Here is a 24,958-nt window from a genome sequence, read left to right on the forward strand (position 1 = left end):
CTTCGCGTTCATCGAGACCTTCTATAACCGTAGGCGTCTACGCAGACACCCCGAGTGGGGCTACCTCACGCCACTCGAGATCCGCCAGCGGCACCAGCAGGGTCACACCCTCGCGGCGTAGACGGAGAGTGTCCGAGCGCAGGGTGGAACTTCACCTTCCTGTTCGACTTGGGTGCGGTTCGGTCCGGTTGGGCATCACCGTTTCGGGTGGGGTGCCAGTCACGAGCCACATTCGGAAACTGAGTCGCCAGGTCGTTGCCGTATCCCACTCTGCGGCTGCCGCAGTAGGGGCATCCGCATCCACCGCTCCTGCTGTGAACCACTGCCTGCCACTCGTGGCCACACGGGCCGAGCCACCACGCCTTCCGGCTCGACCCTGCTGCGACCGAGTCCGGAGTGAGTTCACCGTTACGAACGGGATGCCATTCGCCGGCTACCTGTGGCGCGGCCAGCCTTACGACCTGGTGCGTGATTGCGGCGGCGATGTGACCAGCAGTGTTGCGGGCGGCATCATTTGACGATGTGACGATCAAGTTGAACCATGCGGTCCTTGGCCATCGGGTGCTGACTGGCATCTCGCGCCGGCACCTGGCGGATTTGGTCGTCGAACTGGCCACTCCGTGGCAGGTCGTTGTCGAGGGCCGGCGCGACGCTGCCCGTGGTGGAGCGCGGCAACGCGCGGCGGGCGCGGGTGCCAGGCATCGGCTCGTGTTCGTCGACCGGGTGACCGCCACGCTCATTTACCTGCGGCACGACCTGCCGCACGCCGTCCTGGGCCTGCTGTTCGGTGTCGACCGCTCCACGATCAGTCGTGCAATCGGCGAGGTCAGGGTCCTGCTCGCCAAGCGCGGTTTCGCGGTGCCCGACCGCCCCGGGGTCCGATTGCGAACCCTGGCGGACGTCTTCGCCTACGCCCAGGCCGAGGGCGTCGTACTGCGGCTGGACGCCACCGAGGTCCAGGTCCGCCGCCCGACATCGCACCGCGGCGGACGTCGGGCCTTCGTGTCCGGCAAGAAGAAGCAGAACACTATGAAGGCCACCGTCGTCGCCGACGCGAAGGGCCGCACCCTGTGGGCCGGCAACCTCCGCCCCGGACGCATGCACGACGCCACAGCGATACGAAGCGAGGGCATCGACGACCTCTTCCGGCAGTTCCCGAGAGTTCAAGTACTGCTCGATGATGGCTACTTGGGTCTGCGGCGCGACCATCCGGGCAAGGCCGTCACGCCTCCGAGGAAACCGAACAAGATCGCCGCACCGGAAGTCCACGAGGCCCGTGAGCAAGCCCGCCACGAGCACTCGTCTCAACGCATTTCCGTCGAGCACGCCCTCGCCGACCACAAACGCTGGAAGGGACTGGCTCGCTGGACCCACCGCCGCGACACCCTCCCGGCCACATACCTCGCCGTCGCCGGACTCGTCTCCGACCGCACCGCCACAGCCTGACAACGGCCGTCGCTCAGCCCGTCACATCGCCGCCGCAATCACGCACCAGGTCGTAAGAGGAGATCTCATTTGGAGAGGCGTCGGGTGCAGATGAGGGCTGCTGCGATGCTGGCGAAGGCGGCGAAGTGGTCGGCCTTTCGCTCGTAGCGACGGTGAAGTCGGCGGAAGCCGCCGAGCCACGCAACGGTGCGCTCGATCACCCAGCGGTGCCGGCCGAGACGGCTGGAGGTCTCGATCCCGCGGCGGGCGATGCGGGCGGGGATCTGTCGGCGGCGCAGGTACGGTGACCGTGCCCGAGACCTGCGCGCCGCGGCCGCCGGGCGTCTTGTTGACACCCTCCAGGCCGCCGGCCGCGCCGATCGCCGTGACGTCGACCTGGGTGACGCCGCTCGGGACGGTGAACGTCTGCTCGGCGCCCGTGAAGGCGAACGTACAGGTGGTGGTGGGGCCCGAGACCGTGCAGGTGCCCTGCGCGTGGGCGGTCCCGGACAGCGCCACCGGGGCGATGCCGGCGACACAGAGCATGCTGGCCGCAACGGCCAGCGCGGATCCGCGGCGACCGGCCGAACCGGCACGGCCCCCGCTCGTACCCGGGCCCGGCTGACCGGCGGTAGCCGGCCCTTCGCGCTCCAGGCTAGCGACCCTTATCGCCCGCCCGGTCGGCGGCACCGAGCGGGCGGAGGGCAAGGGTCGCCAGCCGCCGATGGCCGTCACCCCCGCTGGGTGACGGCCACCGAACAGGGCTCACACCGTGGTCACTAGCACGACCACGGCGTGGTGACGTGGCCCGTCACGGTGTCCACCGCCACCGTCCTGCCCTCGCTGGGAATGCAGAAGTAGTAGGTGGGATGCGGGTTCTGCACGACGGGCTCATTGAGGTACAGGGGCTTGAACGCGCCGGTGTGCCCGGCCTTGACGGCCAGATCGTGGGCCTGGACCTCCGTCATGGTGAACGGGGAGATGGCCTGGATCCCAATCGGGACGCTCCACGGCTGCGTGCTCTGGTACTGACCGGTGGTCGAGTACTTGTACTCGAAGGACGGCTCCGAGTCCTTGGCCCGGAAGCGGATCCACCAGGCCTGGACGTCATTGGGGTTGGTCGTGGGTGTCAGCAGGACGGCGTCCGCGTCGTAGAACTGCGAGCCGGGGTGCTCCTGCTGCGCCTTCACCTTGGCCTCCCGCACGATCTGTGTGAGCGGGAGGTGGGGTGCCGCGCTGGCGGTGGACGGGGCGATCGGCAGCAGCGACAGAGCCGTGGCGGTCGCGGCGAGCCCGATCCGTGCCCGAAGGCGGCGGCGTGATGTCCGGCACCCGTTCAGTGCGGGTGTCGCGGGCGTGCGGGCGGTGCGCGTGGTGTTCATGTCCTTCATCTCCTTCGACCCGGACCCTGCGTGGTCACGGTGGAAGTCGACTGCCGGGTTCGGCGTGAGCGGTGGCCGACGGGCGAGAGGTCCTCGGCCGGGCTCCGCGGGGATGCAGCCTCCCGGGGTCCAACAGTAGGAAGGTCTCCGGGCGCCGTCTCCTGGCCGTCATCCTCACTGAGCCGAACAGGCGAACCTCTCACCCGGAGCGATGCCCGTCCGGGGTTTCGCCGCGCGGTCCCGGCCGGTGGGCCCGATCCTGTGCCGCTCTTTGATCATCGCTGACTGTTACAAGGTGGTGACACGATCTTCTCGAAGTAGGCGTCCCAGCCGACGAGCCCGTAGATCGTCCTTCAGGCTGCGCTCCACCCACTCCAGGGCGATGTAGTACCGCTCCAGAACCGGGTCCCAGCCCGACTCCAGCATCCGCACGATATGAGGGTGCTCGACAGCTTTGAGTGCGGCGGTCTCCCGTTCCAGGAAGACCTTGATGATTTCGTCGTCGCGCCGCTTGAGTAACTTGATCGCCGCGAACTGCCTGTCACTGTCGCTATTTGCCGTGTCGACGGCCTTGCGCACCTTCGACAGACCGCCGCTGCGCGCGCTGTCTCCCACCAGCAGGAAGCGATCGTTGATCACATGCGGTCCCACACATGCTCCTCGTCCAGCACCGGCGTCAACTACCGGTCCGGCCATCCTGCCAGCCCAGGACTCCTCGGTTGGATGATTCGGCAGATCCGGGCTTGATCGTGGCCAACTCCTCGATGACTACAGTGCCCGACGCTCGACCAACTTATTGCTTATCTTCGGCTTGTTGGGGAGAGCTGTAGCCGAGGACGTGGTCGACGGCATCGGAGGCAGCCAATCCGGTGGCCCGGAGGGTGGCCACTCCGGAGTGTCAGGGTGGCCCACTCGTGGTCGAGGGCATCCACGGCGGTGCTACCAGCAGCCGACGGTAGAGGCTAGCGCCGTAGCCGCTCCCCCGCACGGAAGCGGCCCGTCGAATCTGTCGATGACGGCCGCCAGTTGCTCGTCCGCTTCGCGATCTACGCCGACCTTCCAGCGCGTTGCAGTTGCTCTACTCGCGCTTCGAGTTCGGCTGGTAGGTACCAGCCTTCGATGGTGGGGGTCATGTAGAGGCGGGCTTTGAGGCCGAGGAGGAGTTGGCGGCGTCGTTCCTGGTCGGCCTGGGTCCAGACGTCGGCAAAGGTCTGTCCGGTCTCGACTTCCACCCAGGCGGAGGGGCGTTGTGGGAGTGCGGCGAGGCGGCGGCGTTCGTCGACGAGGACTTCGAGGGCTTCGGAGTACTCGTCGTCGCCGCCGGGGTAGTCGAACAGGTAGCGGCGTTTCTCCTCGCGGAGGTCGCGCATGGCCGCGGTGACGTGGTTGAGCTGTTCGGTGTGGTCCTCGCCGGGGATGAATCTGCGCACCGTCATCGCCAGGCCGGCCAAGCGCTCGACCAGGGCGGTGATCGCGGCGGTGACGCGCTCGCCCTTGACGGACTGGCCCTTGCAGGCGGGTTTGCCGGCCGTCTTCGCGCAGCGGTAGTACTCGTAGACCTTGCCGTTCTTGGCGAGGTTCACCTGCCGGTAGAACCGGTCGCCGCAGCGGTCGCAGTGCGCAACGCCGAGCCAGGGCGAGGCGCCGTTCGAGCGCTCCTTCGTCACCGAGCGCTCGTCCATCGCCGCCTGGACCGCGGCCCACTCCTCCTCCGCGAACAGAGGCTTGGCCATCCGGATCGGCAGGCCCTTGGCGTCGCGGGCGATCTTGCGTGCCTTGACGGAGCGGCCGGTGAGCTTCAGGCCCATCGTCGCCGGCGAGCGCAGGATCTTGCCCACGCTGGTGGGGTTCCAGTGGTTCGACGGAGGCGTCTTGCGCTTGCTCGAGTACGTGTCGCCCTGGTTCTTGAACGCGTGCATCGACGGGGTGTCGAAGCCGGCGGCTTCCAGCGCTGCGGCGATCATCCACTGGCTCTGCCCCTCCAGGAGGAGCTTGCCCATGTAACGGACCGTCTCGGACGTCACGGGGTCCGGCTCCAGCGTTCGGCCGCCGCCGGGCCTGTCGACGATCCGGTACCCGTACGGCGGCTGCCCGCCGGCCCAGCGGTCGGTCTTCCGCAGGTGCTTGTGCGCAGCGGTGACGCGGGCCTTGATCCGCTTGAGCTCCATCTCGGCGAAGATCGACGCCAGCATCAGGAAGACCTTGGCCAGCTCGTTGCCGAACGACGACTCGCGGCCCTCGCGGTAATCGAGGGTGATGCCGTCGTCGGTGAACACCAGGACCTTGTGGTTCTCCTCCGCCCAGTGCGCGACGTCCGCGCAGTCCTTCGCCGATCGGAACGCCCGGTCGACCTTGGCCCACACCAATGCGTCCCACTCGCTCTGGCGATCGGTCAGCCACGGGCCCAGATCCGGACGCTTCCACGGAGTGATCTCTGCGGAGACGTCGAGATCCTCGAACGACCCGACGATCTCCCACTCCTTCGAGAGCGCGTGCCGGGTCGCCGACTCCGCCTGCACCAGGTGCGAGACCTTGCCCTCGTCCCCGTGCGTGTCCGACACACGCGAACCAACCACCGCCCGAACCGGCACCGAAGCCGTCATGATGCTCACAGGAGGTCCCCTACCGCCCAGGCCAGCGAGCACCCTCGAACAGGCTGCACTCGAACGAATGGACCTTTTTCGAAAAGGTGTCGTTCCGCTGGCGGATCGACTACCAGATGACCACCCCGGGCCTCGCCGAGCGGGCGAGCCGGGCCGTGGTCGAGCGGGCCGCGTCCCATGCCGAGCGCTGGTCGGATCATGCTCCGGTGACCGTGGCCTACCACCGGAAGTTCTAGCTGCGCCCCGGCAGCAGGGCCTTCGGGAGCGGGCGGCTGTCCACCGCCTCGGCATCCGAGGACCGGCTCAGCGGGCCATGGCCCGGGTCGCCGCCTCGACCTGACGGTCGAGAGCGGCCTTGGCCTCGGCCATGGCGTCGGCGTTGGCCGTGATCGCCTGCTGCTGGTAGGCGGCGTCGACCGCGTACCAGACGCCCACCACGTAGTGCTGGTGCCGGCAGGCCGCATCCGCGGTCCGTTGTTGTTCTTCAGCGACGAGTTCAGGTCCCTGCGCGTGTCCATCGGGATGGCCTGGCAGGCGACACTGCAGTCCCAGCCGCTGTTGTAGTAGACGTTGAACGTGCCGTACCAGTGGTTGTCCACCGCCGCCGCGTTGTTCTTCACCGCGACGCCGGCGCCGGTGCTGCCGTTGTTGCCCGAGCGGAACGTGTAGCCCGCGTAGTTGTCGATGCTCGTGCTCTCGACGTACACGGCCCCGTACCCGTAGGCACTGGAGTTGTAGTAGAGGCAGACCTGGCCGCCATGGCAGTCGGCCGTGAAAGCCTCCGCGTTCCCGGCCGTCGCGAGTCCCGCGGTCACCACAGCGCCGGTCACGACGGCCGCCGAAATGAGCTTGCCTTCAACCCGCCCACGGCATCGGCCAGTAGCTACGGCTGCTCCGGCAACCTGGTCGACACGTACGACATCAAGACCAACGGCGGGACCGGGACCAAGTACGGTGAGCTGAACCTCTACTACAGCTCCGCCAACGGCGGTACCAACTGTGCCGTGGCAGTCGACACGCACTTCGGTTCCGGTGTCACCAAGTACCAGGGCGTCTGGATCTGGCGGTGCACGGCCGGAAGCTCGGCGGGGGATTTCTGCGAGTACGACCAGTCCGACTACGACGACGGCACCTTCGCGTGGTACGCAGGCCCCGCCACCGTCACGGGCACCGCCGGCCGCTGCATCCGCCTGTTCGGCCGGATCGACAACCCCACCAGCAGCGCGACGGCGGATGCGAGCACGCTCGCGACCCACTGCGGACAACCGACCAGCCGGACATCCCGCGAGCCGTGTACGACGGCCCGCGCCGGCCCCGGCCGCGCTCCCCGATCCCTACTGTTCCGGGTCAATGACAGCGAGCGCTTCCCCTCCACGGCGATCGCGGCTACGACCTGGTGCGGGCCGGTTCCGGCTCGTGCTGCGGCGTGTGGTCGTGTCGGGGAAGCAGGAGCGGGGTGGTCAGGATGAGCAGTCCCGCGACCGTGAGAGCCGTGCGTGGGCTGGTGGCGTCAGCGAGTAGTCCCCCGAGGGCGGTGAAGACCGCGATGGACGTCTGCTGGCCGATTGACCAGGCCGACAGGGTGCGGGCGATGCGGTCTTGGGGGGTGTGTTCGAGTCGGTAGGTGGCGAGTACCGGGTTGTACAGGCTCATGCCGATGATGATCGCGAGCTCGACGGCCATCACGGTCGCGAGGCCGGCGAAACCGGGACGGACGAAGGCCAGGCCGATCAGCCAGACCGCGCGCAACGTGCCGACCGTCCGGAAGACCCGGTGCCGGCCGTAGCGGGCCACGACACGGCGGGCCAGCCGGGAACCGATGAGTCCGCCGACGCAGGGTGCGGCGAAGGCGAGGGCGTACTGCCAGGGTGGAAAGCCGAGTTGGCGGAGCAGGAGCACGGCCAGCAGTGGCTCGGTGGCCATGATCAGTCCGGCGACGAGCATGTTGTTGAGGTAGAGCGCCCGCAGGACGGGATGGGTCAGGATGTGCCGCCAGCCGTCGAGCAGTTCGCCGGCCCCGACCCGGCTCCTGTCGGTTCGCTGCGGGTGTTCTTCCCGGCCGCGAATCGCGCTGACCCCCAGTGCGGAGAACAGGTAGCTGAGCGCATCGGCCACCACCGTGGTGACCGGCCCGAACAGCCCGATCGCCGCACCTCCCAGCGGCGGTCCGACCGCGATGGAACTCCAGTTCGTCGACTCGAACCGCGCGTTCGCCACGAGCAGGTCCTCCGGCCGGACGAGAGCCCTGAGGTAGGCGCCGCTGGCCGCATTGAAGGCGATCTTGGCCGTGGCGACCATGGCCGAGACGACCAGCAACTGGACGAAGCCGAGCCGGCCGAGGGCGTAGGCGACCGGGATCGTCATCAGGACCGCGAACCGGGCCAGGTCCATCGTGATCATCACCGGCCGCTTGCGGCGGAACTCCACCCACGGGCCGAGCGGCAACGCGATCAGCGCGCCCACCGCCGGGCCCACCGCGGACAGCGCGGACACCTGGGCAGGGCTGGCATGCAACACCAGCACGGCGATCAGCGGGAACGCACCGAACCCCAGCCCGGAGCCATAGGCGCTGACGGCGTAGGCCGTCCACAGCCAGCCGAACTGCCGGCCCAGAGATCGTCTCGCCACCATGCCCCGCACCCCCTTCGAACAACCTGCCGTTGATCAACCTCATCCAAGCAAGCCTGCACAGGCGGATCAAACAACTGAACCGGCGGCGAGCCACAACCTTGTGTTGTGTGCATATGATTGGCGCATGGACCTCGACGCCGTGCGCACCTTCGTCGCCGCTGCGGATGCCGGCCAGTTCCAGGAAGCCGCCGCGGCGCTGTCGATCACCCAGCAGGCCGTCTCCAAGCGCATCGCCGCGCTGGAGAAGGACCTGGAGGTGCGTCTGTTCACCCGCACCGCCCGCGGAGCCCAGCTCACCGTCGACGGCCAGGCATTGCTGCCCCACGCCCGCGAACTCCTGCGGGTGGAAAAACGGGCCGACGCGTCGGTGCGTCCCGGGCGGCGTGCTCTACGCGTCGATGTCGTCAGCCGGCGGATCGCACCGGCAGTGCTGTTGCAGGACTTCCACCGCATGCATCCCGAGATCGAGCTGGACGTCGTGGCCCTGCTGAGGGCCGACGTCGATGAGGCGATCAACGCTGTCGAGGTCGGAACGATCGACGCCAGCTTCCACGCTGTCGCCCCGCAGCAGCATCTGCCGGACGCGGTCAGGACCGCCCGAGTGATCGACGAGCCGCACCAGCTACTCGTCGGACCCCGCCACGCACTCGCCAACGCCGACGCCGTCACGCCTGCACAACTTGTCGGGCACCGAATCTGGATGCCCGGCATTCCTCCCGGGACCGAGGTGGCCGGCTACTTCGACGAGCTCGCCGCCGCCTTCGGGCTCACCATCGACTTCATCGGGCCCGTCTTCGGCAACGAGGCATTGCTGGCCGAGATCGCCGACTCCTCGGAACTGGCGACCCTTGTTGGCGAGCGTACGCGGTATCTGTGGCCGGACAGCTACGACCTGCGGCGCATACCGGTGCGCGACCCGGCACTGGTCTACCCGCTGTCACTGATCTGGCGCGACGACAACCCCCACCCCGCGCTCGCCGAATTCCGCGACTACCTCCGCACCAGACGACCGAACCCGCCCAACACCGAGGTCTGGACACCGACATGGGCGCAGTGGGCAGCCCCGAGGTCATAGGCAAGAGGCGCACATCATCGGCTTCCTGCACCGGCCGGTCGGCGACACCAGCAACCTCCCCGCCCGGCATCCTGGTCGCCCTCGGCGTTCCCGCCGGCCTGGTGCCGGTCGGGCCGGGCGACCGCATCTCGCTCTACCGCTCGCTGCTGACCGGCCGCCGGGTCCTGGTGGTGCTGGACGATGCCCGCGACAGCGCCCAGGTCCGCTCGCTGCTGCCGAGCGACCCCGGCTGCGCGGCGCTGGTCACCAGCCGCTACCGACTCGCCGACCTGGTCGGGGCGTTGCCGCTCGAACTGGACGTGCTGTCGGCTCCGGAGGCCGAGTTGCTCCTGCGGCAGCTGGTCGGGACCGCACGGGTGGCGGCCGATCCGCAGGCGGCCGCCCGGGTGGTCGCCGCCTGCGGGCGGCTTCCGCCGCCGCTGCGGATCTGCGCCGCCCGGCATCGCGCGCGGCCCGGCTGGAGCATGCGGTACCTCGCGGACCGGCTGGCCGACCGACTGCTGCTGCTGCTGCTGCTGGACGAACTGCGGGTGGGCAGCCTGGACATCAGGGCCAGTATCGAGCCCAGCTACCGAGCACTCGACGCGGCCGCCGCCCGGGCCTTCCGACTGCTCGCCACGGCCGCGGACGGCCCCCTCTCGACCGTGCAGGCCGCCCGGGCACTGGACCTTGCGCCGTCGGCCGCGGAGCACTTGCTCGAACAGCTCGTCGACGCGCACCTGCTGGTCACCGACATGCCCGGCCGGTACCGCTACCCCGCCCTGCTGCGGGCCTTCGCCCGCGAGCAGGGGGGCCTGCGGCCGGGGGTGGTGCCAGCGCAGGCGGACAGGCGCTCCGCCGAGCGCCCGGTCGCGTCCGCCGGCTCCGGGTGTGCGCTGGGCCGCCGGCTCTGACCCGGCGTCCGGCAGCCCCGTGCCGAGGCGGAGCCCTCGCGCGGCGGCGGCCCGATGCCGTCAGCAGTGGTGCTATGACTTGGGCACCGAGAAGCGGAAGAGCTTGCCGGAGCAGCCGGCGATGAAGTGGTCGTCGGCGGGGAACGCCGACCAGCGGCCGGACCCGCCGCTGACCGGGTAGTGCCAGACCTGCTTTCCGTCGTCGGCGTGGAAGCCGTACAGTCCGGCCGGGCCTGCGGCGAGGAACAGGCCGCGCACCGCTCCGAGGAACTGCAGCTCGCCGAGCCCGGATCCGGCCGCCCAGCGCTTCGCCCCGGTGCGGGCGTCGACGGCGCGCAGGACCGAGTCCAGGTAGCAGACGGTGGCGCCCGAGCGGTCGTAGCCCCGGTTTCCGCGGGCGGCGGTCTGCACGCTCCACAGGGTGTTCCCCGTTGCCGGGTCGAAGGCGGTGAGCAGTCCGCCGGTCGAGCCGTTGAAGTCGGTGCCCGGGTAGCAGAAGAGGATGTCCTGCTTGAGGCTCAGGGAGTCGTACCAGCCGAGGATCTGGCTGTTCGTCGGCGGCAGGCCGGTGGGCCGGCTCCAGAGGGTGGAGCCGTCGGCGGGTTTGAGGGCGAGCAGGTTCATGCTGCCGTCGATGCCGTAGAGCAGGTCCGTCCCGGTGGACGGGTGGAGGTCGATGAGGTCCTTGGACCACTGCCGTTGGCCGGTGTCCGGCGCGACGACGGTGTACCCGCTGAGGGTGGCGGTCTGGGAGGTCGCCGAGCTGGTGCCCCACAGGACCAGCCGGCCGTCCCGGGTGGTACCGGTGACGGAGAGCCCACCGCCGGCGTCCGACTGCCACCGCACGGTGCCGGTCGACGCGTCGAGGCCCTGGAAGCGCCCCTTGTCGTCCGTGGTCACCAGCAGGGAGCCGTTGGCGAACCTCAGCTTCGGCGCGCTGTTCCCGCTCGGGGAGGAGGCCCACAACTCGGTTCCGGTCCGGCCGTCGAACGTGTGGACCTTCCCGTCGGTGCGCACGGTGTAGACGTGCTTGTCGTCGGCGCGGGCTTCGGTGTTCTGACCGCTCAGGTCCTGCCAGAGGAGTTTGCCGGTGACCCGGTCGAAGCAGACTCCCGAGGCCTTCCCGGCGCAGAGCAGGGTGGACGTCGTCATCGCCACCAGTGCCATGTCGGGCTGCGGGAGGTCCGCGGTCCAGGAGAGCTCGGGTGCAGCGGTCCCGCCCGCGTCGTGGGAGAGCGAACGCAGCAGCAGCTTGGTGCCGCCGGAGGCCGCGGCCGCGGCGAGCACCGCGCCGACGGCCAGCACCCGGCGTCGGCCGAGCCGGGAAGTCCCCACCTCCGCCTGGAGGTTGTGCTGCGCTGCGGTCACCGTCCGCTCGACCGCACCGAGCCAGCCCGCGGTGGTCGCCGGACGCAGCCACGCCTGCAGATGCTCGACGGGTGGACGCCGGGCCGGGTCCTTGTCGAGGCAGGCGGCGACTATGCCGAGCAGCGGGTGCGGGACGCCGTCCAGCCGCGGGGCCTCGTGGGCGGTGCGGTAGAGCAGCGCGTGTGCCGGGCCGGTGCCGAAGGGCGGGGCGGCGGTGGCGGCGAGGGCGAGCACCGCCCCGAGCGAGAACACGTCGCTGGCGGGCCCGAGTTCGGCGCCGGTCGAGTGCTCGGGCGACATGTACCCGGGCGACCCCATGACCTGGCCGTCCGCGGTGAGCACGGTTCCGTCGACGGCGCGGCTGATGCCGAAGTCGATGACCCTGGGCCCGTCGAGGGCGAGCAGGATGTTGGACGGCTTGAGGTCGCGGTGGATCAGCCCGGCGCGGTGGACGGCGGCCAGCGCCTCGGCCAGGCCCGCGCCGAGCACGCGCAGGGTGGCCTCGGGCATCGGCCCGTGGGCCGCGATGGCGTCGGCGAGCGAGGGACCGGCGATGTACGCGGTGGCCAGCCAGGGCTGTGCCGCGTCGGGGTCGGCGTCGACGACGGGCGCGGTGAAGGCGCCGCTGACCGCGCGTGCGGCGTCCACCTCGGCCCTGAAGCGCCGCCGGAAGTCGGGGTCGGCGGTCAGTTCGGGGCGGACGACCTTGACGGCGACGACCCGGCCGCTGCGCGACGCGGCCAGGTAGACCCGGCCCATGCCGCCCGCGCCGAGTTCCCGGATCACCCGGTACGGTCCGATGTGCGTGGCGGGGGTGGCGGTGGGCGTGGTCATGCGGTGTCACTCCGGAACGCGTAGAGGGTGGTGTCGGAGGCGGCGTAGACGGTGGTTCCGCCGGCCTTCACCAGCCAGGAGGTCTTGCCGTCGGCCTCGGTCCCGGTGGCCTGGTGGGCCCAGCGGACCTTGCCGTCGGAGGCGTTGAAGGCGATGAGGCCCCTGGGCTGCGACAGCGGAGCCACCACCAGGGAGGTGCCGGCGGAGGGCCCCCGCTCCTGGCTGGGGGTTCCCGCGCCGTCGAGGTGGAGCGGGCTGACGGTGTGCCACAACTGGCTGCCGTCGCGCGGGTCGAGGGCGAAGACGGTGTCCTGGCTGTCCGCGACGAAGGGCCGGTCGCCGGCCACGGCGGTGTTGCTGAGGTAGACCGACTCGTTGACCGCGGTCCACAGTTCGCGGCCGTCGGCGGCGCCGAACGCCTGCACCTTGACGCCGGTCACCAGTACCGCGTTCCCGGCCACGGCCAGGCCCGGGTAGGTGCCGGGCCTGACGACGTCCCGGGCCGTCCAGCGCACGTTGCCGGTCCGCAGGTCCATGCCGTACAGGGCGCCGTTGTCCTGCAGGAAGCAGCTCTGCCCGTCGGCGGTGGCCTGGAAGTCGCTGCCGTTCATCGTCCGGTTCCACAGCACCGTTCCGGCGGCGAGGTCCACGGCCCGCACGACGTAGCCCTGGTCCCCCTCGATGCCGACGAACGCGACCCCGCCGCCGGCGCCGAGGACGGACACGACGTAGTCGCCGGAGGAGGCCTGCTCCCCCGTGCTGAGCGAGTGGCTGGCGCGCAGGGCGCCGTCGCCGTCCAGCACGAGCAGGTACTCGTGGTCGCCGTGGACCGTGCCGTACAGCGCGTCTCCGTACGCCCCGAGCCACCTGGGCCGGCCGGAGGAGACGTCGGACGGCAGGCGGGGCGAGGCCGTCCACCGTTCGGTTCCGGCCGCGGCGTCGTAGCCGACCGCGCCGTCCTGGTCCCAGTGCACCAGGGTGGGTCCGAGAAGCGCCAGGTGTCCGTTCTGCACGCTGCGGGAGAGCGGGTGCGTCCACAGCGGCGCCGGTGCGGCCGCCACCGCCGGGCTCGGCCGGACGGTGGTACCGGCGCCGGCGCCGCCGGGGGCCGGGGTACGTCCGGGCCCCGGCGGCCACCCGGTCACGGCGGCGGTGGCCGCACCGGCCGCAGCGGTGGCGCCGACGGCGATCCACAGGAAGCGGCGGCGGCTCGGCCGGCCGGGGGCCACCGGGTCCGGCGAGGCTGCCGAGTCCGGCGTGGCGGCCGGGAGCGGGGGCGCGGCGACCAGGACGGCGGCGTGCGCCTCCCGCGCGGCGAGGTCCGCCCGCAGGCCGGGCGTGAGCAGCGCGGACGGTTCGGTGGGCCCCAGTGCGGCCAGTAGCGCGTCGGCCGCCGGCCTGCGGGCGGGGTCCTTGTCCAGGCAGGCCGCGAGCAGGGAGTGCAGCGCGCCGGGCACACCGTCCAGCTGTGGCGCGGTGTGGACGGCCCGGTAGAGGATCTCGGCCGTGCCGCCGCTGCCGAACGGCCCCCGTCCGGTGGCGGCGAAGACCAGGACGCAGCCGAGGGAGAAGACGTCGGCCGCCGGTCCGACCGCGCGGCCCGAGGTGATCTGCTCGGGGGCCATGAATCCGGGCGTTCCGATCACGGCGTCGGTCCGGGTCACCTGGGTGGCGTCCAGCGCCCGGCTGATGCCGAAGTCGATGACGCGGGGCCCGTCGTGCGCCACCAGGACATTGCCGGGCTTGAGGTCGCGGTGGACGATGCCGGTGGCCTGGATCGCCAGCAGCGCCTCCGCGAGACCGGTGCCCAGGGCCCGCAGGGCCGGCTCGGGAAGCACGCCGAACCGCCGCACGACCTCGTGCAGGGACGGTGCGGGGACGTAGGCGGTGGCCAGCCACGGCTGCGGGGCGTCGGCGTCCGCGTCGAGCACCGGCGGGGTGAAGAACCCGCTCACCTTCCGGGCGGCGTCGGCCTCGCGCCGGAAGCGCCCGCGGAAGTCCGGCGCCTCGGCGTACTCGGGCCGGATGACCTTCAGCGCGACCAGCCGCGATCCCGGTGACCTGGCCAGGAAGACCCTGCCCATGCCGCCCTCGCCGAGGAGTTGGAAGACCTCGTACGGCCCGATCCGGCTCGGGCCGGGCTGCTGTGGGACGGCGGCGTCGAGCGGCTGCGGGCGGGCCGCGTCGGGCTGCGTCGGGGTGTACTCCACGCTGGTGTGCCGGGTCAGCCGAGCGAGCCGAGCACGTCGCGGGCGGCCGTCGTGGCGGCGTCCACGAGCTGCTGCTGGGTCTTCGCGGGCCCCGACCGGGCGGTGTAGGCGTACTCCACCGCGAACGCGGCATTGCCGGCGCGGACGATCACGTGTGCCTGTGCGCCGTTCCCCAGCTCGGGCTTGTCCGCGGCGACGACCGCGTACGCCTCGTCGCCGAGCCCGCTGAGCGACCGGGAGTCGGTGATCGTGGCCACATCTCCCATGACCTTGAGGATGCTCTTCTTCCTCATGTCGTACATGTCCTGCACGGACGGGCCGACATCGAGATCCACGTCGAGGTGCGCATAGTCGCCCCCGGAGCCGAAGGGCCTGTCCCACTTCGGCGTCCTGGTGATCATCGCCGCCATGGTGGCGTTGTCGAGCTGCCCGGGCTTGCACGCGGCTCCGGGAACGAGGCTCTCGACGGTCGCCGGCCTGACCAGCGCGCAGCCGTCGGGCACGTGGGTGTACGCCTTCCCGCCCGCCGCCGGTGCCGGCTTGGCGGCATCACCCGGGGCTCCCGGGGCGGCGCCCGGGCCGTCGTTCCCCGACGTGGCGATGATCACACCCGCGATCACGGCCGCGGCCAGCACCACGGCGCCGCCGCCGATCAGCCAGGGCCGCGCACCGCCGCGCGGCCGCCGCACGGTCGGCGGACCGTACTGCGGCGGCGTCGGCGGGAGCTGCTGTGTCCACGCCGAGGGCGGTCCCGGCGGCTGGGCCGGCAGCGTGGGCGGTAGTTGGCCCGGGACCTGCGGTGCGGCTCCCCAGACCGGCGCCGGCGGCGGGACCGGCTGGGTCGGGCTGTTCGGGTCATTCGGGCCGGCGCCCTGCCAGGGGTTCGGCTGCGGGGTGTCACTCACGGGACGGTTCGCTCTCCGTTCGACTCTCGATGTCGGGAACGGCACAGGCCGGGCCCATGCACGCCGAGCCGGGCAGAGGGCGCACCGGGGCCCGACGTGGACTTGCCAAAGGCTTCCTCAAGGCGCTGCAATGCCGATGAAATTCTGATGATGCGGGGGGAACGCGGTGGCCATCGGGGCAGGCGGGGATGGGACGGGGCAACTCCGGGTCGAGCTACTCGGTCCGGCCGGGGCTCACCGGGGTGAGACGGCGCTCGACCTCGGCCCGGTACGGCGGCAGGCGGTGCTGGCGGCATTGGTCCTGCGACCGGACACCCTGGTCACCCATCAGCAGCTGCTCGACGACGTGTGGCGAACCGAGCCGCCGGGGACGGGCCACCGGGTCCTGCCGAGCTACGTCTACCCGCTGCGGAAGGCGCTCGACGCCCCGGACGCCGGGCCCGCGGAGTCGGTGATCCGCAGCGGGCGCGGCGGCTACCGGTTCGCGGCCGACGCGGCGCGTACGGATGTCGGCGAGCTGGTCGAGCGGATCGGCGGCGCGCAGCGGGCGAAGGCCGCAGGTGACCTCGCGGCCGCGCTGGACCACTGCACGCGGGCCCTTGGGCTGTTCCGCGGCGAGCCGCTGTCCGGCCTGCCGGGGCCGTTCGCCGACGCCGAGCGGCAGCGGCTGGGGCAGCACCGGCGGACGATCGACCGGGAGCGGCTGGAGTGCCTGGTGCTGCTCGGCCGGTACCCGGCGGCGCTGGAGGACCTGGTGGCGGCGGGCGCGTCCGAGCCGTACGACGAGCAGCTCGCCGCACTGCGGATGCGCGCGCTGTACGGCAGCGGCCGGCAGGTCGAGGCGCTCGCCGCCTATCGGGAGACCAGGGCCCGGCTGCTCGGCGAGCTGGGCGTGGAGCCCGGCGAGGAGCTGCGCCGGGTGCACCAGGCCGTGCTGCGCCGGGACGACGGGATGCTGCTCGGCCTGCCGGACCGGCATCGCGCAGGCCAGTCCGCGTCCGTACCGCCCCGCCCGGCCGAGGCCACGCCCGCACGCCCCCTGACGTCGGCCCCCGCACGCCCCCGGCCGCCGCGCAACGAACTTCCCGGGGACACCGCCGTCCTGGTCGGCCGGGAGGCCGAACTCGCCCTGCTCACCGAGCCCGGGCCGGCCGGTGCGGTGTCGGTGGCGGCCGTCGACGGCACGGCGGGCGTCGGCAAGACCGCGCTGGTGGTCCGCGCCGCCTGGACGCTGCGCGACCGCTACCCGGACGGCTGCCTGTTCGTGGACCTGCACGCGCACGGCCCCGCGCACGAGAGCGTCGCCCCGCAGCGGGCCCTGCACCGGCTGCTGCGCGCGGTCGGCAGCCCCGACGGCAACCTGTCCGACGACCTGCACGAGCTGGTCACCGCCTGGCGCGCGGCGACCAGCTCGCTGCGGCTGCTGCTGGTCGTGGACGACGCCCGCACCGCCGAGCAGGTGCGCCCGCTGCTGCCCGCCGGCCCGGGCAGCCGGGTCCTGGTGGCGGGCCGACAGCGCCTGTCCGGGCTGGACGCCGACCTGCGGCTCACCGTGGAACCCCTCGGCACCGGCACGGCGGTCACGCTGCTCCGGCACATCCTCGGCGAGGCCCGCGCCGACCGGGAGCCGTACGCCGCGGGCGAACTCGCCCGCCGCTGCGGCGGTCTGCCGCTGGCCCTCCGGATCACCGGGGCCCGGCTGCAGAACCGCCCCTCCTGGACGCTGGCCCACCTGGTGGACCGGATGTCGGACGACGACCGCCGCCTCGGCGAGCTGCGGGCCGAGGACCGCAGCGTGGAGGCCGCCTTCCGGCTGTCGTACGACCAGCTCACTCCCGAGCTGCAACGTGCCTTCCGTGCGCTGGGCCTGTCGCCGACGGCCGGGTTCGACGCGCTCACCCCGGCCGCCGCGCTCGGCCGCTCCCGCACGGACGCCGAGGAACTCCTGGAGCACCTGGTCGACGCCAGCCTGCTCCAGCAGCCGCAGCCGGGCCGCTACCGGCTGCACGATCTCGTCCGGGCCCACTCCCGCCGGCTGGCGACCGCGGCGCCCGAGGAAGCGGCCGCGGCCCGCGCCGCCGTCCTGCACCTCTACACGGCGGCCGGCCGGACCGCCAGCGACTGGGGGCCCGAGGGCTTCCCGAGCGGCCCGGACGTGACCGGCTCGCCCTTCGCCGGCTGGCTGGACGCCGCCGCCTGGCTGGACGCGACCGGCGGCGAACTGGTCGACGTGGTGGCCGGCGCGGCCGCCGCCGGGGAGGCCGACTACGCCTGCTGGATCGCCGAGAGCCTGGTCGACCACCTGGTCCGCCAGGGCCGCTACCAGGAGTGCCGGTCGGCCCTGGAGCTCGCGCTGCCCTGCGCGGACGCTGCCGACGACCGGCGGATGCCCTCCTCGCTGCGGAACTGCCTCGGCGTCGCCGACGTCTACCAGGGGCGGTTCCGGCAGGGACACGCCTGGTTCACCGACGCGCTGCACCTCGCCCGCCGCCAGGGCGACCTGCGGGAACAGGCCCGCGCCATCGCCGGGTTGGGCGCCGCGAAGCGGTCGCTCGACCGGGTCGACGAGGCGATCACCCACCTGAGCGAGGTGGTGGAACTGGCGGCCCGCCTGGACGACGACTGGCTGGCCGGGATGTCGACCTGCAACCTCGGCGCGATCCACCACCAACGGGGCCGCCACGAGGAGGCGCTCACGCACTTCGCCACCGCCCTGGCCCTCGCCGAGAAGATCGGCCGGCCCAGGATGATCAGCAAGACCCTGTGCCACGCCGCCGAGGTCCACCTGGACCTCGGCGAGCACGCGGAGGCCGACAGCCTGCTCCGGCGGGCCGCCGAACTGGCCCGGGAGGTCGGCGACCTGCCGCTGCGCGTGCTGAGCCTCTCCCGGCTCGGCACCGCGGTACACGGCCGGGGCGACCTGAACTCGGCCGTCGCCCTCCACCACGAGGCGCTGTCCGCGCTCACCGAACACACCAGCACGGCGCTGGAGATGGAAGTCCGCAGCCGCCTCGGGAGCACCTACGCGGCAGCCGGCCACCGGTCCGAGGCACGGCAGCAGTTCCGGATCGCCCTCTCCCTCCCCGGAGCCACCGACCATCTCCGTGAGCACGAACTGGTTCTCGCCGGGCTACTGGACTGCTGAGCGCCCTTGCGCGCCGATGAGTGCCATGGGGTTCCGGGAAGAGCCATGTCTCATGGCGCTCGGGGCCGAGGCGCCGTCAGCTGATCGGCTTCTCCCAGACCGAGATGTGCTGGGCGCTGTCCTCGGTGAAGGGCTCGCGCGTCCAGCCGTCCCAGCGGTCGCGCAGGCGCAGGCCGGCGAGCTGGGCCATCAGGTCCAGCTCGGCCGGCCAGACGTAGCGGAAGGGGATGGAGCGGGCCTCGCCGCGACCGTCTTCCGAGACGTCGATGTAATGGCAGGTCGCGTCCTGGGTGACGGTGTCGTAGACGGTGTAGGCCCACCCGGTCGGACCCGTGTGGAACGGCACGATGTTCTGCCCGGCCGGGATCCTGCGCAGTTCCGGAACCATGACCTCGATGACGAAGCAGCCGCCGGGAGCGAGGTGCTCGGCGGCGTTGCGGAAGCAGGCGACCTGGGCTTCCTGGCTGGTCAGGTTCATGATGGTGTTGAAGACCAGGTAGGCGAGGGCGAAGGGCCCGTCCGCCTCCGTGTCCACCGTCGTGGTGGCGAAGTCGCCGATCGAGACTCCGATCCCCTCACCCCCGGGCTTGGCACGCATCCGGGCCACCATGGCGCGTGACAGCTCGATACCGTGGACCGGAACACCCCGACGCGCGAGCGGCAGCGCGACGCGCCCCGTGCCGATCCCCAGCTCCAGCGCCCGCCCGCCACCGGCGAGCTCCGCCAGCACGTCCACAGTCTGCTCGACAACGTCCTGCCGGAACAAAGGACTTGAGGACTGGTCGTACTGCTCCGCTACACACTCTCCGAAGTACCCGTCGTCATCGATCACCGGCGGACCGTACCCCGGCGCCGGGCCGAGGCGCAGATATTTTCGCGGCCTCACACGGGACCCGGTTCCGCAGCAGAAGTTCGGCCTGCAATGCGGTCGGAAGCCGGTATACCTACTGGGACTTGGTTCGTTCGGGCTGCCTCTGCGGCGAGTCGGCGGAGCCTGTCCTCGGCGCCTGCCAGGCTCCCCCGAAGCCCTTCGGCCAGTTGCTGTGACACTGATACGGCATCAGTCGGCCTGAAGGACGAAGAACAGGAAGCACAGGAAGGCCCCCGAGCCCCTGTCCGCGGGGATTTCGTCGGGGAACAGTTCGCGGGCGCCCGGTGCGGGGGATGGTTCGCTGATGACGGCGATCCGGAAGCCGGCTGTGGTGAAGGCGTCGGTCATCGCGTGCAGTGGCCGGTGCCAGAAGCTCATCAGGGCGCTCTGCCCGCCGAAGGTCCACTCCTCGGAGTCCTTGCGGGTCGCGAAGTAGTCGGCGCCGGGACCGGCCTGCACCTGGGTGACGAACGGGGTGATCAACGGCCACGATCAGCCGGCCGCCGGGCGTCAGCACGCGCCGCAGCTCGGCCAGCGGCGCTGTCCAGTCCTCCAGGCAGTGCAGTACCAGACACGCGATGACATCGTCGAACGCGGCGTCGGGGAACGGTAGCGGGCTGCCCAGCTCGGCGGGGTGCAGGGCCGCGCCGTCGCCGAGCCGTTGCCGGGCCAGCTTCAGCATCTCGGTGCTGGAGTCGATGCCGGTCACGATGGCGCCACGGTCGCGCAGTGCCGCGAACAGGGGACCGGAGCCGCAGCCGACGTCGAGTATCCGCCGGCCGGCTACGTCGCCGGCCAGGTCCAGGATCGCGGGCCGCGTGTAGTAGCCGTTGATGAGGTTGGCCTCGGTTTCGGCCGCGTACGCCTCGGCGAAGCTGTCATAGTCGTTGGGCTTGGCCCGCTCCGCGGGCCCGCCAGCCCCCTCGGGAACAGGACGGATCCACGGCACCCGTGTGTGGTCCGCGGTCTCTGCTTGCCCGGTAGAACTCTCGGGAGCGAAATTCATGCGATCGATCCTGGCACACGCGGCCTGCCCGGCGCCGGGACTTCACGATCGTCCGCCGTGTACCGCGCCGCTGATGAGCCAGGAGGGACGGCGCGGCAAGCCCGCAGGCCCGTGCGGAAGTTCGGACGGGCCCGCGATGTCATGCCGTCAGTGGGGTACCGCTCGGAAGGCTCAGCCGATACCGAGACCGGTGAAGGAGACCTTGTACTCGGTTGCGCTGACGGGGGTCACGAGCGCCATCCCGCCGGCCCCTTCGTAACCGACCGCGCCGCCCGTGATCGACTCGGTGTACGCGGTCGTGCCGTCGGCCGGCGGGACGGGCGCGACAAGGGTGAGCTGATGTCCTTGAACGTCCTCTGTGTTCCAGGCCATGAGGTCACCGAGGGGCCCTGTGATGGCCAGGACGGGCGACTCCGATGCCTCTATGCCACTCGCAACCAAGTGGGGAACGAAGAGCGGGCCTGGGGATTTTCACGGCTCTGGCCCCAGTTCCGTGAACGACCTTGGGCGATTGACCTGGAACTTCCGGGCGTCAGCGGCCGCTGAGAGTGTCGACACGACGCCGTGATCGCTGCCACGATGTCCCGATGCCCTCCTTCCCCCTCACGGACCTGTGGTTGCGCGGCGTCGCGGCCAACCCAGCCGCGCCGTCCGAGGTACTGCTGCGCCTGCTGGAGCCGGCTGGCCGCGCAGGATGGAAGATCCTCTGCGAGGAGCGTGACCTTCCCCCAGACGTCATCGATGCAGTGGTCGCACATCCGGAGCCGGTGGTCCGCCGAAGGTTCGCCAGTAATCGCCACGCCGCTCCAGAGCAGCGTGGTCGGCTGGTCAACGACGCTGACGCATTCGTGCGTGCTGCCCTCGCCTCAGGCCCGCGTCCGCGACTGGGCCGGGTTGACGCACTGCCCGACGACGTGCTGGAAATCCTGCTGACTGCGCAAGGCGACAGCAGACAGGAACAGCTGCTGACCGCAGACGAGATCAGACAGGAACTGGCGTTCTCCGGGCAGATACCACAGTCGTTCCGCCGCACGATGCCCGATCACAAGAGCCCCGAACTGCGGCGCCAGGCAACCAGCTTGTGGCTGTGGCTCACACCCGGGCAACGCGATGCCCTGCTGGCCGACCCCGATCCGGCCGTACGAGACGCCGCCCGGGATCAGAGCCGGATCCTGGATCCCGCGGCCATGGAAGCCGACCTGCCTGAACGTGACTGCCACGGCCGGTCCATCCTGCTCGTCAATTACGCCCTCTCGCACGCTGTGGTCGAGGCGTGCCTCGCCGACCGACGCGACCTGTGGTCTCTGGCGCAAAACCGCCACACCCCGGCCCATGCCGTCGCTCGTCTAGCGCGCGATCCCGATCCCCGCGTGCGCGAACGCGTGGCCAGCAGAGCCGACCTCGATCCTCATCTGCTGGCGGAACTGGCGAAGGATCCGGACTGCGCGGTTCGGACGCGGGCACTGTTGCAGCCGCTGCCACGCACTTGGGCGCAACGCGATGTCATTGACCGGGTCGTCGGCCGCACGGCCGACGAGATCGGCCCGCTAGCCGTGTTCGCAGAACCGGACATGGACTGGTACAGCGCGTGCGCGGTATCCGCGGATCCTCTGCTCCGCAGAGTCGCCGCGACCTCTCCCGGGCTCCCCGACGACCTGGTGAATCGCCTCGCTGACGACTCCGACCCGCACGTGCGGCACCTGCTGGCCTGCAACCACCCGCTCACGCCGCCCGGGACCGTCCTCGACGCCTTCATCACCGCTGCGCGTCAGCGCCCGTATCTGCTGACGCTGCCCCAACTGCCCCGCACCGGCCTGCAAGCCCTCCTCGACCACGAGGACCCAGAGGTTCGCGCACTGGCCGCCGCCGATACCACACTGGATCAGCCACCCATCCGTCTGCTAGCCGACCCAGAGACCGGCGTCCGCCGGGCCGCCGCCGGCAACCCCCTCCTCCCGCCTGACCTGGTCTCGACACTTCTGGAAGACCCTGAAGTCGCCGAAGGGGCAGCCGCCAACCCCAACCTGCCCGCCGAACGCCTTCACGAACTGCTCGACCTCAGTGGGCTGACCCGCGCGACTGCCGAGTGAGCCCGCAGGATCGTCGACCTCACCCACAGCAAGATCATTCACGGGGCTGCGGTCAGAGCCATTTTCACGGATCCTCGTCACCAAGGCGTAGTACTGGCTCACCAGTGCCTCCCCCGCTCATCTGTCGCTTGATGACCGTTCCCCGCCCACCCGCTCCGACTCACCGGCGTCTCCGTATCTTGTGTGCCATGGCGAATGAAGCAGAGTCGAAGTTGTATACCAATCGATGGGGCGACACTTCGGACCCGGCTCCGGGTAGCAGCACGTCCTACCGCGACATCTGCACGTGTTTCGATCAGTACCGGGTGACGAATCGGCGCCGGGTGCACTTCCACAGCGATCGGCAGGACACATCGTCGCCGGCCTGGCAGCACTTCCTGGTGCTGATCGAGGAAGCGGCCGCCGATGGGCGCGAGGTGTTTCGACCACTGGTTGACATGAGTCCGCAGGAGCAACGGCAGATCGTCACTCTGCCGCCCACCATCGCGAAGCTCACCGCGGTCAGGCACTTCGTCCTCTACGGCAGCAATCTGGTTCGGATTCCCCCGGAGATCGGTGCCATGACCAGCCTGCAGGAGTTCACCCCGTACACGTCGTACCGGCTGCACTGGTTCCCGTACGAGCTGACTAGGTGCCCGAGCCTGAAGCGGAGCACCGTGAGCACGCGCGCCTTGTACGGAAACGAGAAGCTCCGCCCGCCGTTCCCCCTGCTTCAGTCCGGCCGCGCGGTGACGGGTGCCCTCGGCCTCGACGACGTTGAGCCTGGAGAATGGGGTGCCACCTCGGTCAGCGCGTGCAGTGTGTGCGACCGGTCATTGGAAGGCATCCAGGTCCACCAGGCGTGGATCTCCCTGCGGGTTGCCACCGACGTACTTCCGCTCCTGGTCAACGCCTGCTCCGCAGCCTGTGTGCAGGCTCTTCCCACGCCTCCGGAGGACTACGTCCAAGCCCCCCACGCGGGTGGCCCCGGGATCGCCCAGCCCACGGCCGACTACGCCTGACTTCCCGTCGTGCGCACGAGCGGCAGCTCAGGTGCCCGGTGCAGCCACTCATGGAGAACGACGTAGTCGGCATCGGTGAGGCCCTGACGGGGATCGACGTGATGGAGCAGGGCATGTCCTCGATGGTGTGCGGACACCCAGGCTCGGTCGACGTCTGTGATTTCATCATCGACCCAGGCGAACGGCCGCCCTGCTGCCCAGTTGACGATGGCGCGGGTCTTCCAGTGCAGCCCGTGCCGCTCGTCCTGCTCATCGGCGTCGGAGGGCTCCGGCCAGATCACGACCGCCAGCTGCGGCAGGCCGATCCGCGGTGCGATGCACTCGTTCGCGTCGGCCATCCAGGTCGTGGCCCAGATCAACTCGCACGGTAGCGCCGCCAGCCGGGGTCCGTGCTCGGGACTGATCCTCGCCAGAAGCGGATTCGAATCGGCCTCCCGCGATTCGGGACCCGAGTGATACGTCGGGTACCCGTGCGGGTACCGCTGCGGCGCCGCACCGAAGGGAATGAGCGGTCCGTCGACATCGAGGAAGAGCAGCGGACGCTGTACAGAACCGGTCACGGCAGCACCATAACTCAGCGGCAGGCTCCCTCGCGGCCCTGTCAGCGGCTCTGTGTCAGCCACTGTACGTACCAGTCGCGGAACGCCGAGACCTCCGGCGCCTACGGCACCCGCAGCCGCGCATCTGCCGGTGGCAGTAGCCCTCCGGCTGCCCGCCGCGGCCCTCCAGCCACGTCGGCACTGGCATCGCGTCCCGCACGACCGCCCACGCGGAGTCGCTCATGTCCGACGGGTACCGCGGCTCGCGATCCGGACGGTCGGCCGCGTTCCCGAACCGGTGAGCGAGGCAATCACACGACCGGGCGGCCGAGTTGGACTCCACCGGCGTGACAGCGCAAGACTGCGGCACAAGGGCTTCCTGGGCATCGGGCTTCGACAGTCCCGAGCTGAACAGGACGCCCTGCCTTCATGCGCGCACCCGCAGAAGATCACCCGACCGAGCCGCACCAGTCGAACCGACGCTCACCACGATCGGCACGACAACGGCTTCTCAGCACCTACGTGGCCGAACAGTGGGCCGCAGGATCCGTCAGGACCGCCTGCGCGGCCGAGGTGGCCCGCCGATCACGACTGGGAGATCAGCAGATGGGCGGCGATTCCAATGATCACGGCGCTGGAGACCAGAGAGGTGAACAGACGACCGAGAGGACCTGTCAGCACACGGCCGAGTACGGCCCCGCCGCCGGCGAGCAGCAGTTGCCAACTGGTGGAAGCCACGAAGGCCGTCAGGACGAACACTGCCTTGTCCCAGTGATCGGGGGCGGTGGTGTCCTGGCCGGCGAGCACGAGGGACGCGAAGTAGATCACGGTGATCGGGTTCATCACCTTGGGGGTGTCCCGCCGCCGGACAACCGAATTCCGGGGCTGCCGCAGGCCCCCGCTCCGGGCAGTTCCGCACCACTAGATATCCGAACCTGCCGATAGTGGAGGCTCGCTGCGCAGGTTGGCGGACGGTCGGG

General features: G+C 70.9%; 20 protein-coding genes and 3 pseudogenes. 8 read left to right on the forward strand and 15 right to left on the reverse strand.

Features of this window, described 5'->3' with window-relative positions:
• Positions 1–65 precede the first annotated feature (65 nt).
• Entirely contained in the window at positions 66–575 is a 510-nt protein-coding gene (locus tag UK12_RS45120; protein ID WP_082119847.1) for a zinc-ribbon domain-containing protein, read from the reverse strand.
• Between UK12_RS45120 and UK12_RS22600 the strand changes: the two genes are divergently transcribed.
• Positions 523–1,446 (forward strand): transposase family protein, encoded by a 924-nt coding sequence (locus tag UK12_RS22600; RefSeq protein WP_197085092.1) that lies wholly within the window; start codon positions 523–525, stop codon positions 1,444–1,446. The genes UK12_RS45120 and UK12_RS22600 overlap by 53 nt on opposite strands.
• Before the next feature lie 65 nt (positions 1,447–1,511).
• On the opposite strand, the pseudogene UK12_RS39900 reads toward UK12_RS22600, so the two are convergent.
• From UK12_RS39900 to UK12_RS22620, 4 genes and pseudogenes are all read right to left on the reverse strand, one after another.
• Positions 1,512–1,721 (reverse strand): annotated as a pseudogene (locus UK12_RS39900) (transposase); the annotation flags it as partial.
• A 483-nt stretch (positions 1,722–2,204) separates the two neighbouring features.
• Positions 2,205–2,807, reverse strand: a complete 603-nt coding sequence (locus UK12_RS22610; protein ID WP_156178863.1) for a hypothetical protein — start codon at positions 2,805–2,807, stop codon at positions 2,205–2,207.
• 288 nt (positions 2,808–3,095) lie between these two features.
• Complete coding sequence (locus UK12_RS22615; RefSeq protein WP_197085094.1) at positions 3,096–3,458, reverse strand: hypothetical protein; 363 nt, start codon at positions 3,456–3,458, stop codon at positions 3,096–3,098.
• Between the two features lie 395 nt (positions 3,459–3,853).
• Positions 3,854–5,368: a recombinase family protein gene (locus UK12_RS22620; RefSeq protein ID WP_045304929.1), complete on the reverse strand. Its 1,515-nt coding sequence runs from the start codon at positions 5,366–5,368 to the stop codon at positions 3,854–3,856.
• A gap of 140 nt (positions 5,369–5,508) precedes the next feature.
• Here UK12_RS22620 and UK12_RS39905 point away from each other — a divergent pair.
• A pseudogene (locus tag UK12_RS39905) lies at positions 5,509–5,646 on the forward strand (exodeoxyribonuclease III); the annotation flags it as partial.
• 67 nt (positions 5,647–5,713) lie between these two features.
• Here the strand turns inward: UK12_RS39905 and UK12_RS44505 are convergent.
• Complete coding sequence (locus UK12_RS44505) at positions 5,714–5,845, reverse strand: hypothetical protein (RefSeq protein WP_269432040.1); 132 nt, start codon at positions 5,843–5,845, stop codon at positions 5,714–5,716.
• Between the two features lie 323 nt (positions 5,846–6,168).
• On the opposite strand from UK12_RS44505, the gene UK12_RS22625 reads away from it, so the two are divergent.
• Positions 6,169–6,879 (forward strand): hypothetical protein, encoded by a 711-nt coding sequence (locus UK12_RS22625; RefSeq protein ID WP_045304930.1) that lies wholly within the window; start codon positions 6,169–6,171, stop codon positions 6,877–6,879.
• Here UK12_RS22625 and UK12_RS22630 read toward each other — a convergent pair.
• Entirely contained in the window at positions 6,797–8,041 is a 1,245-nt protein-coding gene (locus UK12_RS22630; protein WP_045304931.1) for an MFS transporter, read from the reverse strand. The genes UK12_RS22625 and UK12_RS22630 overlap by 83 nt on opposite strands.
• Before the next feature lie 124 nt (positions 8,042–8,165).
• Here UK12_RS22630 and UK12_RS22635 point away from each other — a divergent pair, with 124 nt between their 5' ends.
• Together UK12_RS22635 and UK12_RS22640 are read left to right on the forward strand one after the other, a co-directional pair.
• Positions 8,166–9,116 (forward strand): LysR family transcriptional regulator, encoded by a 951-nt coding sequence (locus tag UK12_RS22635; protein WP_045304932.1) that lies wholly within the window; start codon positions 8,166–8,168, stop codon positions 9,114–9,116.
• Positions 9,086–10,009, forward strand: coding sequence for a hypothetical protein (locus UK12_RS22640; RefSeq protein ID WP_156178864.1), 924 nt, complete (start codon positions 9,086–9,088; stop codon positions 10,007–10,009). Before UK12_RS22635 ends, UK12_RS22640 begins: the two co-directional genes overlap by 31 nt.
• Before the next feature lie 72 nt (positions 10,010–10,081).
• On the opposite strand, the gene UK12_RS36800 is transcribed toward UK12_RS22640, so the two are convergent.
• Genes UK12_RS36800 through UK12_RS22655 form a run of 3 tightly spaced genes read right to left on the reverse strand, consistent with a single transcriptional unit; the run spans position 10,082 to position 15,326 of the window.
• Complete coding sequence (locus UK12_RS36800) at positions 10,082–12,211, reverse strand: protein kinase domain-containing protein (protein ID WP_052682076.1); 2,130 nt, start codon at positions 12,209–12,211, stop codon at positions 10,082–10,084.
• Entirely contained in the window at positions 12,208–14,421 is a 2,214-nt protein-coding gene (locus tag UK12_RS22650; RefSeq protein WP_052682077.1) for a protein kinase domain-containing protein, read from the reverse strand. The genes UK12_RS36800 and UK12_RS22650 overlap by 4 nt, the downstream gene beginning before the upstream one ends.
• Positions 14,422–14,435: 14 nt before the next feature.
• Entirely contained in the window at positions 14,436–15,326 is an 891-nt protein-coding gene (locus UK12_RS22655; protein WP_197085095.1) for a hypothetical protein, read from the reverse strand.
• A 166-nt stretch (positions 15,327–15,492) separates the two neighbouring features.
• Between UK12_RS22655 and UK12_RS22660 the strand changes: the two genes are divergently transcribed.
• Positions 15,493–18,471, forward strand: a complete 2,979-nt coding sequence (locus tag UK12_RS22660) for an AfsR/SARP family transcriptional regulator (RefSeq protein ID WP_045304933.1) — start codon at positions 15,493–15,495, stop codon at positions 18,469–18,471.
• Positions 18,472–18,547: 76 nt separating this feature from the next.
• Here UK12_RS22660 and UK12_RS22665 read toward each other — a convergent pair whose 3' ends face one another.
• The 3 genes and pseudogenes from UK12_RS22665 to UK12_RS22675 all read right to left on the reverse strand — a co-directional run bounded on the left by UK12_RS22665 (position 18,548) and on the right by UK12_RS22675 (position 20,720).
• Entirely contained in the window at positions 18,548–19,303 is a 756-nt protein-coding gene (locus UK12_RS22665; RefSeq protein WP_045304934.1) for a class I SAM-dependent DNA methyltransferase, read from the reverse strand.
• 228 nt (positions 19,304–19,531) lie between these two features.
• Positions 19,532–20,282, reverse strand: a pseudogene (locus UK12_RS44790) (methyltransferase domain-containing protein).
• Between the two features lie 237 nt (positions 20,283–20,519).
• Positions 20,520–20,720 carry a hypothetical protein gene (locus UK12_RS22675; protein WP_045304935.1) on the reverse strand — a complete coding sequence of 67 codons (201 nt, stop codon included), beginning with the start codon at positions 20,718–20,720 and terminating at the stop codon, positions 20,520–20,522.
• 215 nt (positions 20,721–20,935) lie between these two features.
• Between UK12_RS22675 and UK12_RS22680 the strand changes: the two genes are divergently transcribed.
• Both UK12_RS22680 and UK12_RS22685 read left to right on the forward strand, forming a co-directional pair.
• Positions 20,936–22,438: a hypothetical protein gene (locus UK12_RS22680; RefSeq protein ID WP_045304936.1), complete on the forward strand. Its 1,503-nt coding sequence runs from the start codon at positions 20,936–20,938 to the stop codon at positions 22,436–22,438.
• Between the two features lie 188 nt (positions 22,439–22,626).
• Positions 22,627–23,439, forward strand: coding sequence for a leucine-rich repeat domain-containing protein (locus tag UK12_RS22685; RefSeq protein WP_231591338.1), 813 nt, complete (start codon positions 22,627–22,629; stop codon positions 23,437–23,439).
• On the opposite strand, the gene UK12_RS22690 is transcribed toward UK12_RS22685, so the two are convergent.
• The gene (locus UK12_RS22690) at positions 23,430–23,999 is read right to left on the reverse strand and encodes an HAD domain-containing protein (protein ID WP_045304937.1); all 570 of its coding nucleotides are present in this window, start codon (positions 23,997–23,999) and stop codon (positions 23,430–23,432) included. The two genes, UK12_RS22685 and UK12_RS22690, sit on opposite strands and share 10 nt — an antisense overlap.
• A gap of 564 nt (positions 24,000–24,563) precedes the next feature.
• Complete coding sequence (locus UK12_RS22695) at positions 24,564–24,821, reverse strand: LysE family transporter (RefSeq protein WP_052682078.1); 258 nt, start codon at positions 24,819–24,821, stop codon at positions 24,564–24,566.
• Positions 24,822–24,958 lie beyond the last annotated feature (137 nt).

Source organism: Saccharothrix sp. ST-888 (genome assembly GCF_000955975.1).
In the GTDB taxonomy this organism is placed as follows: Bacteria; Actinomycetota; Actinomycetes; order Streptomycetales; family Streptomycetaceae; genus Kitasatospora.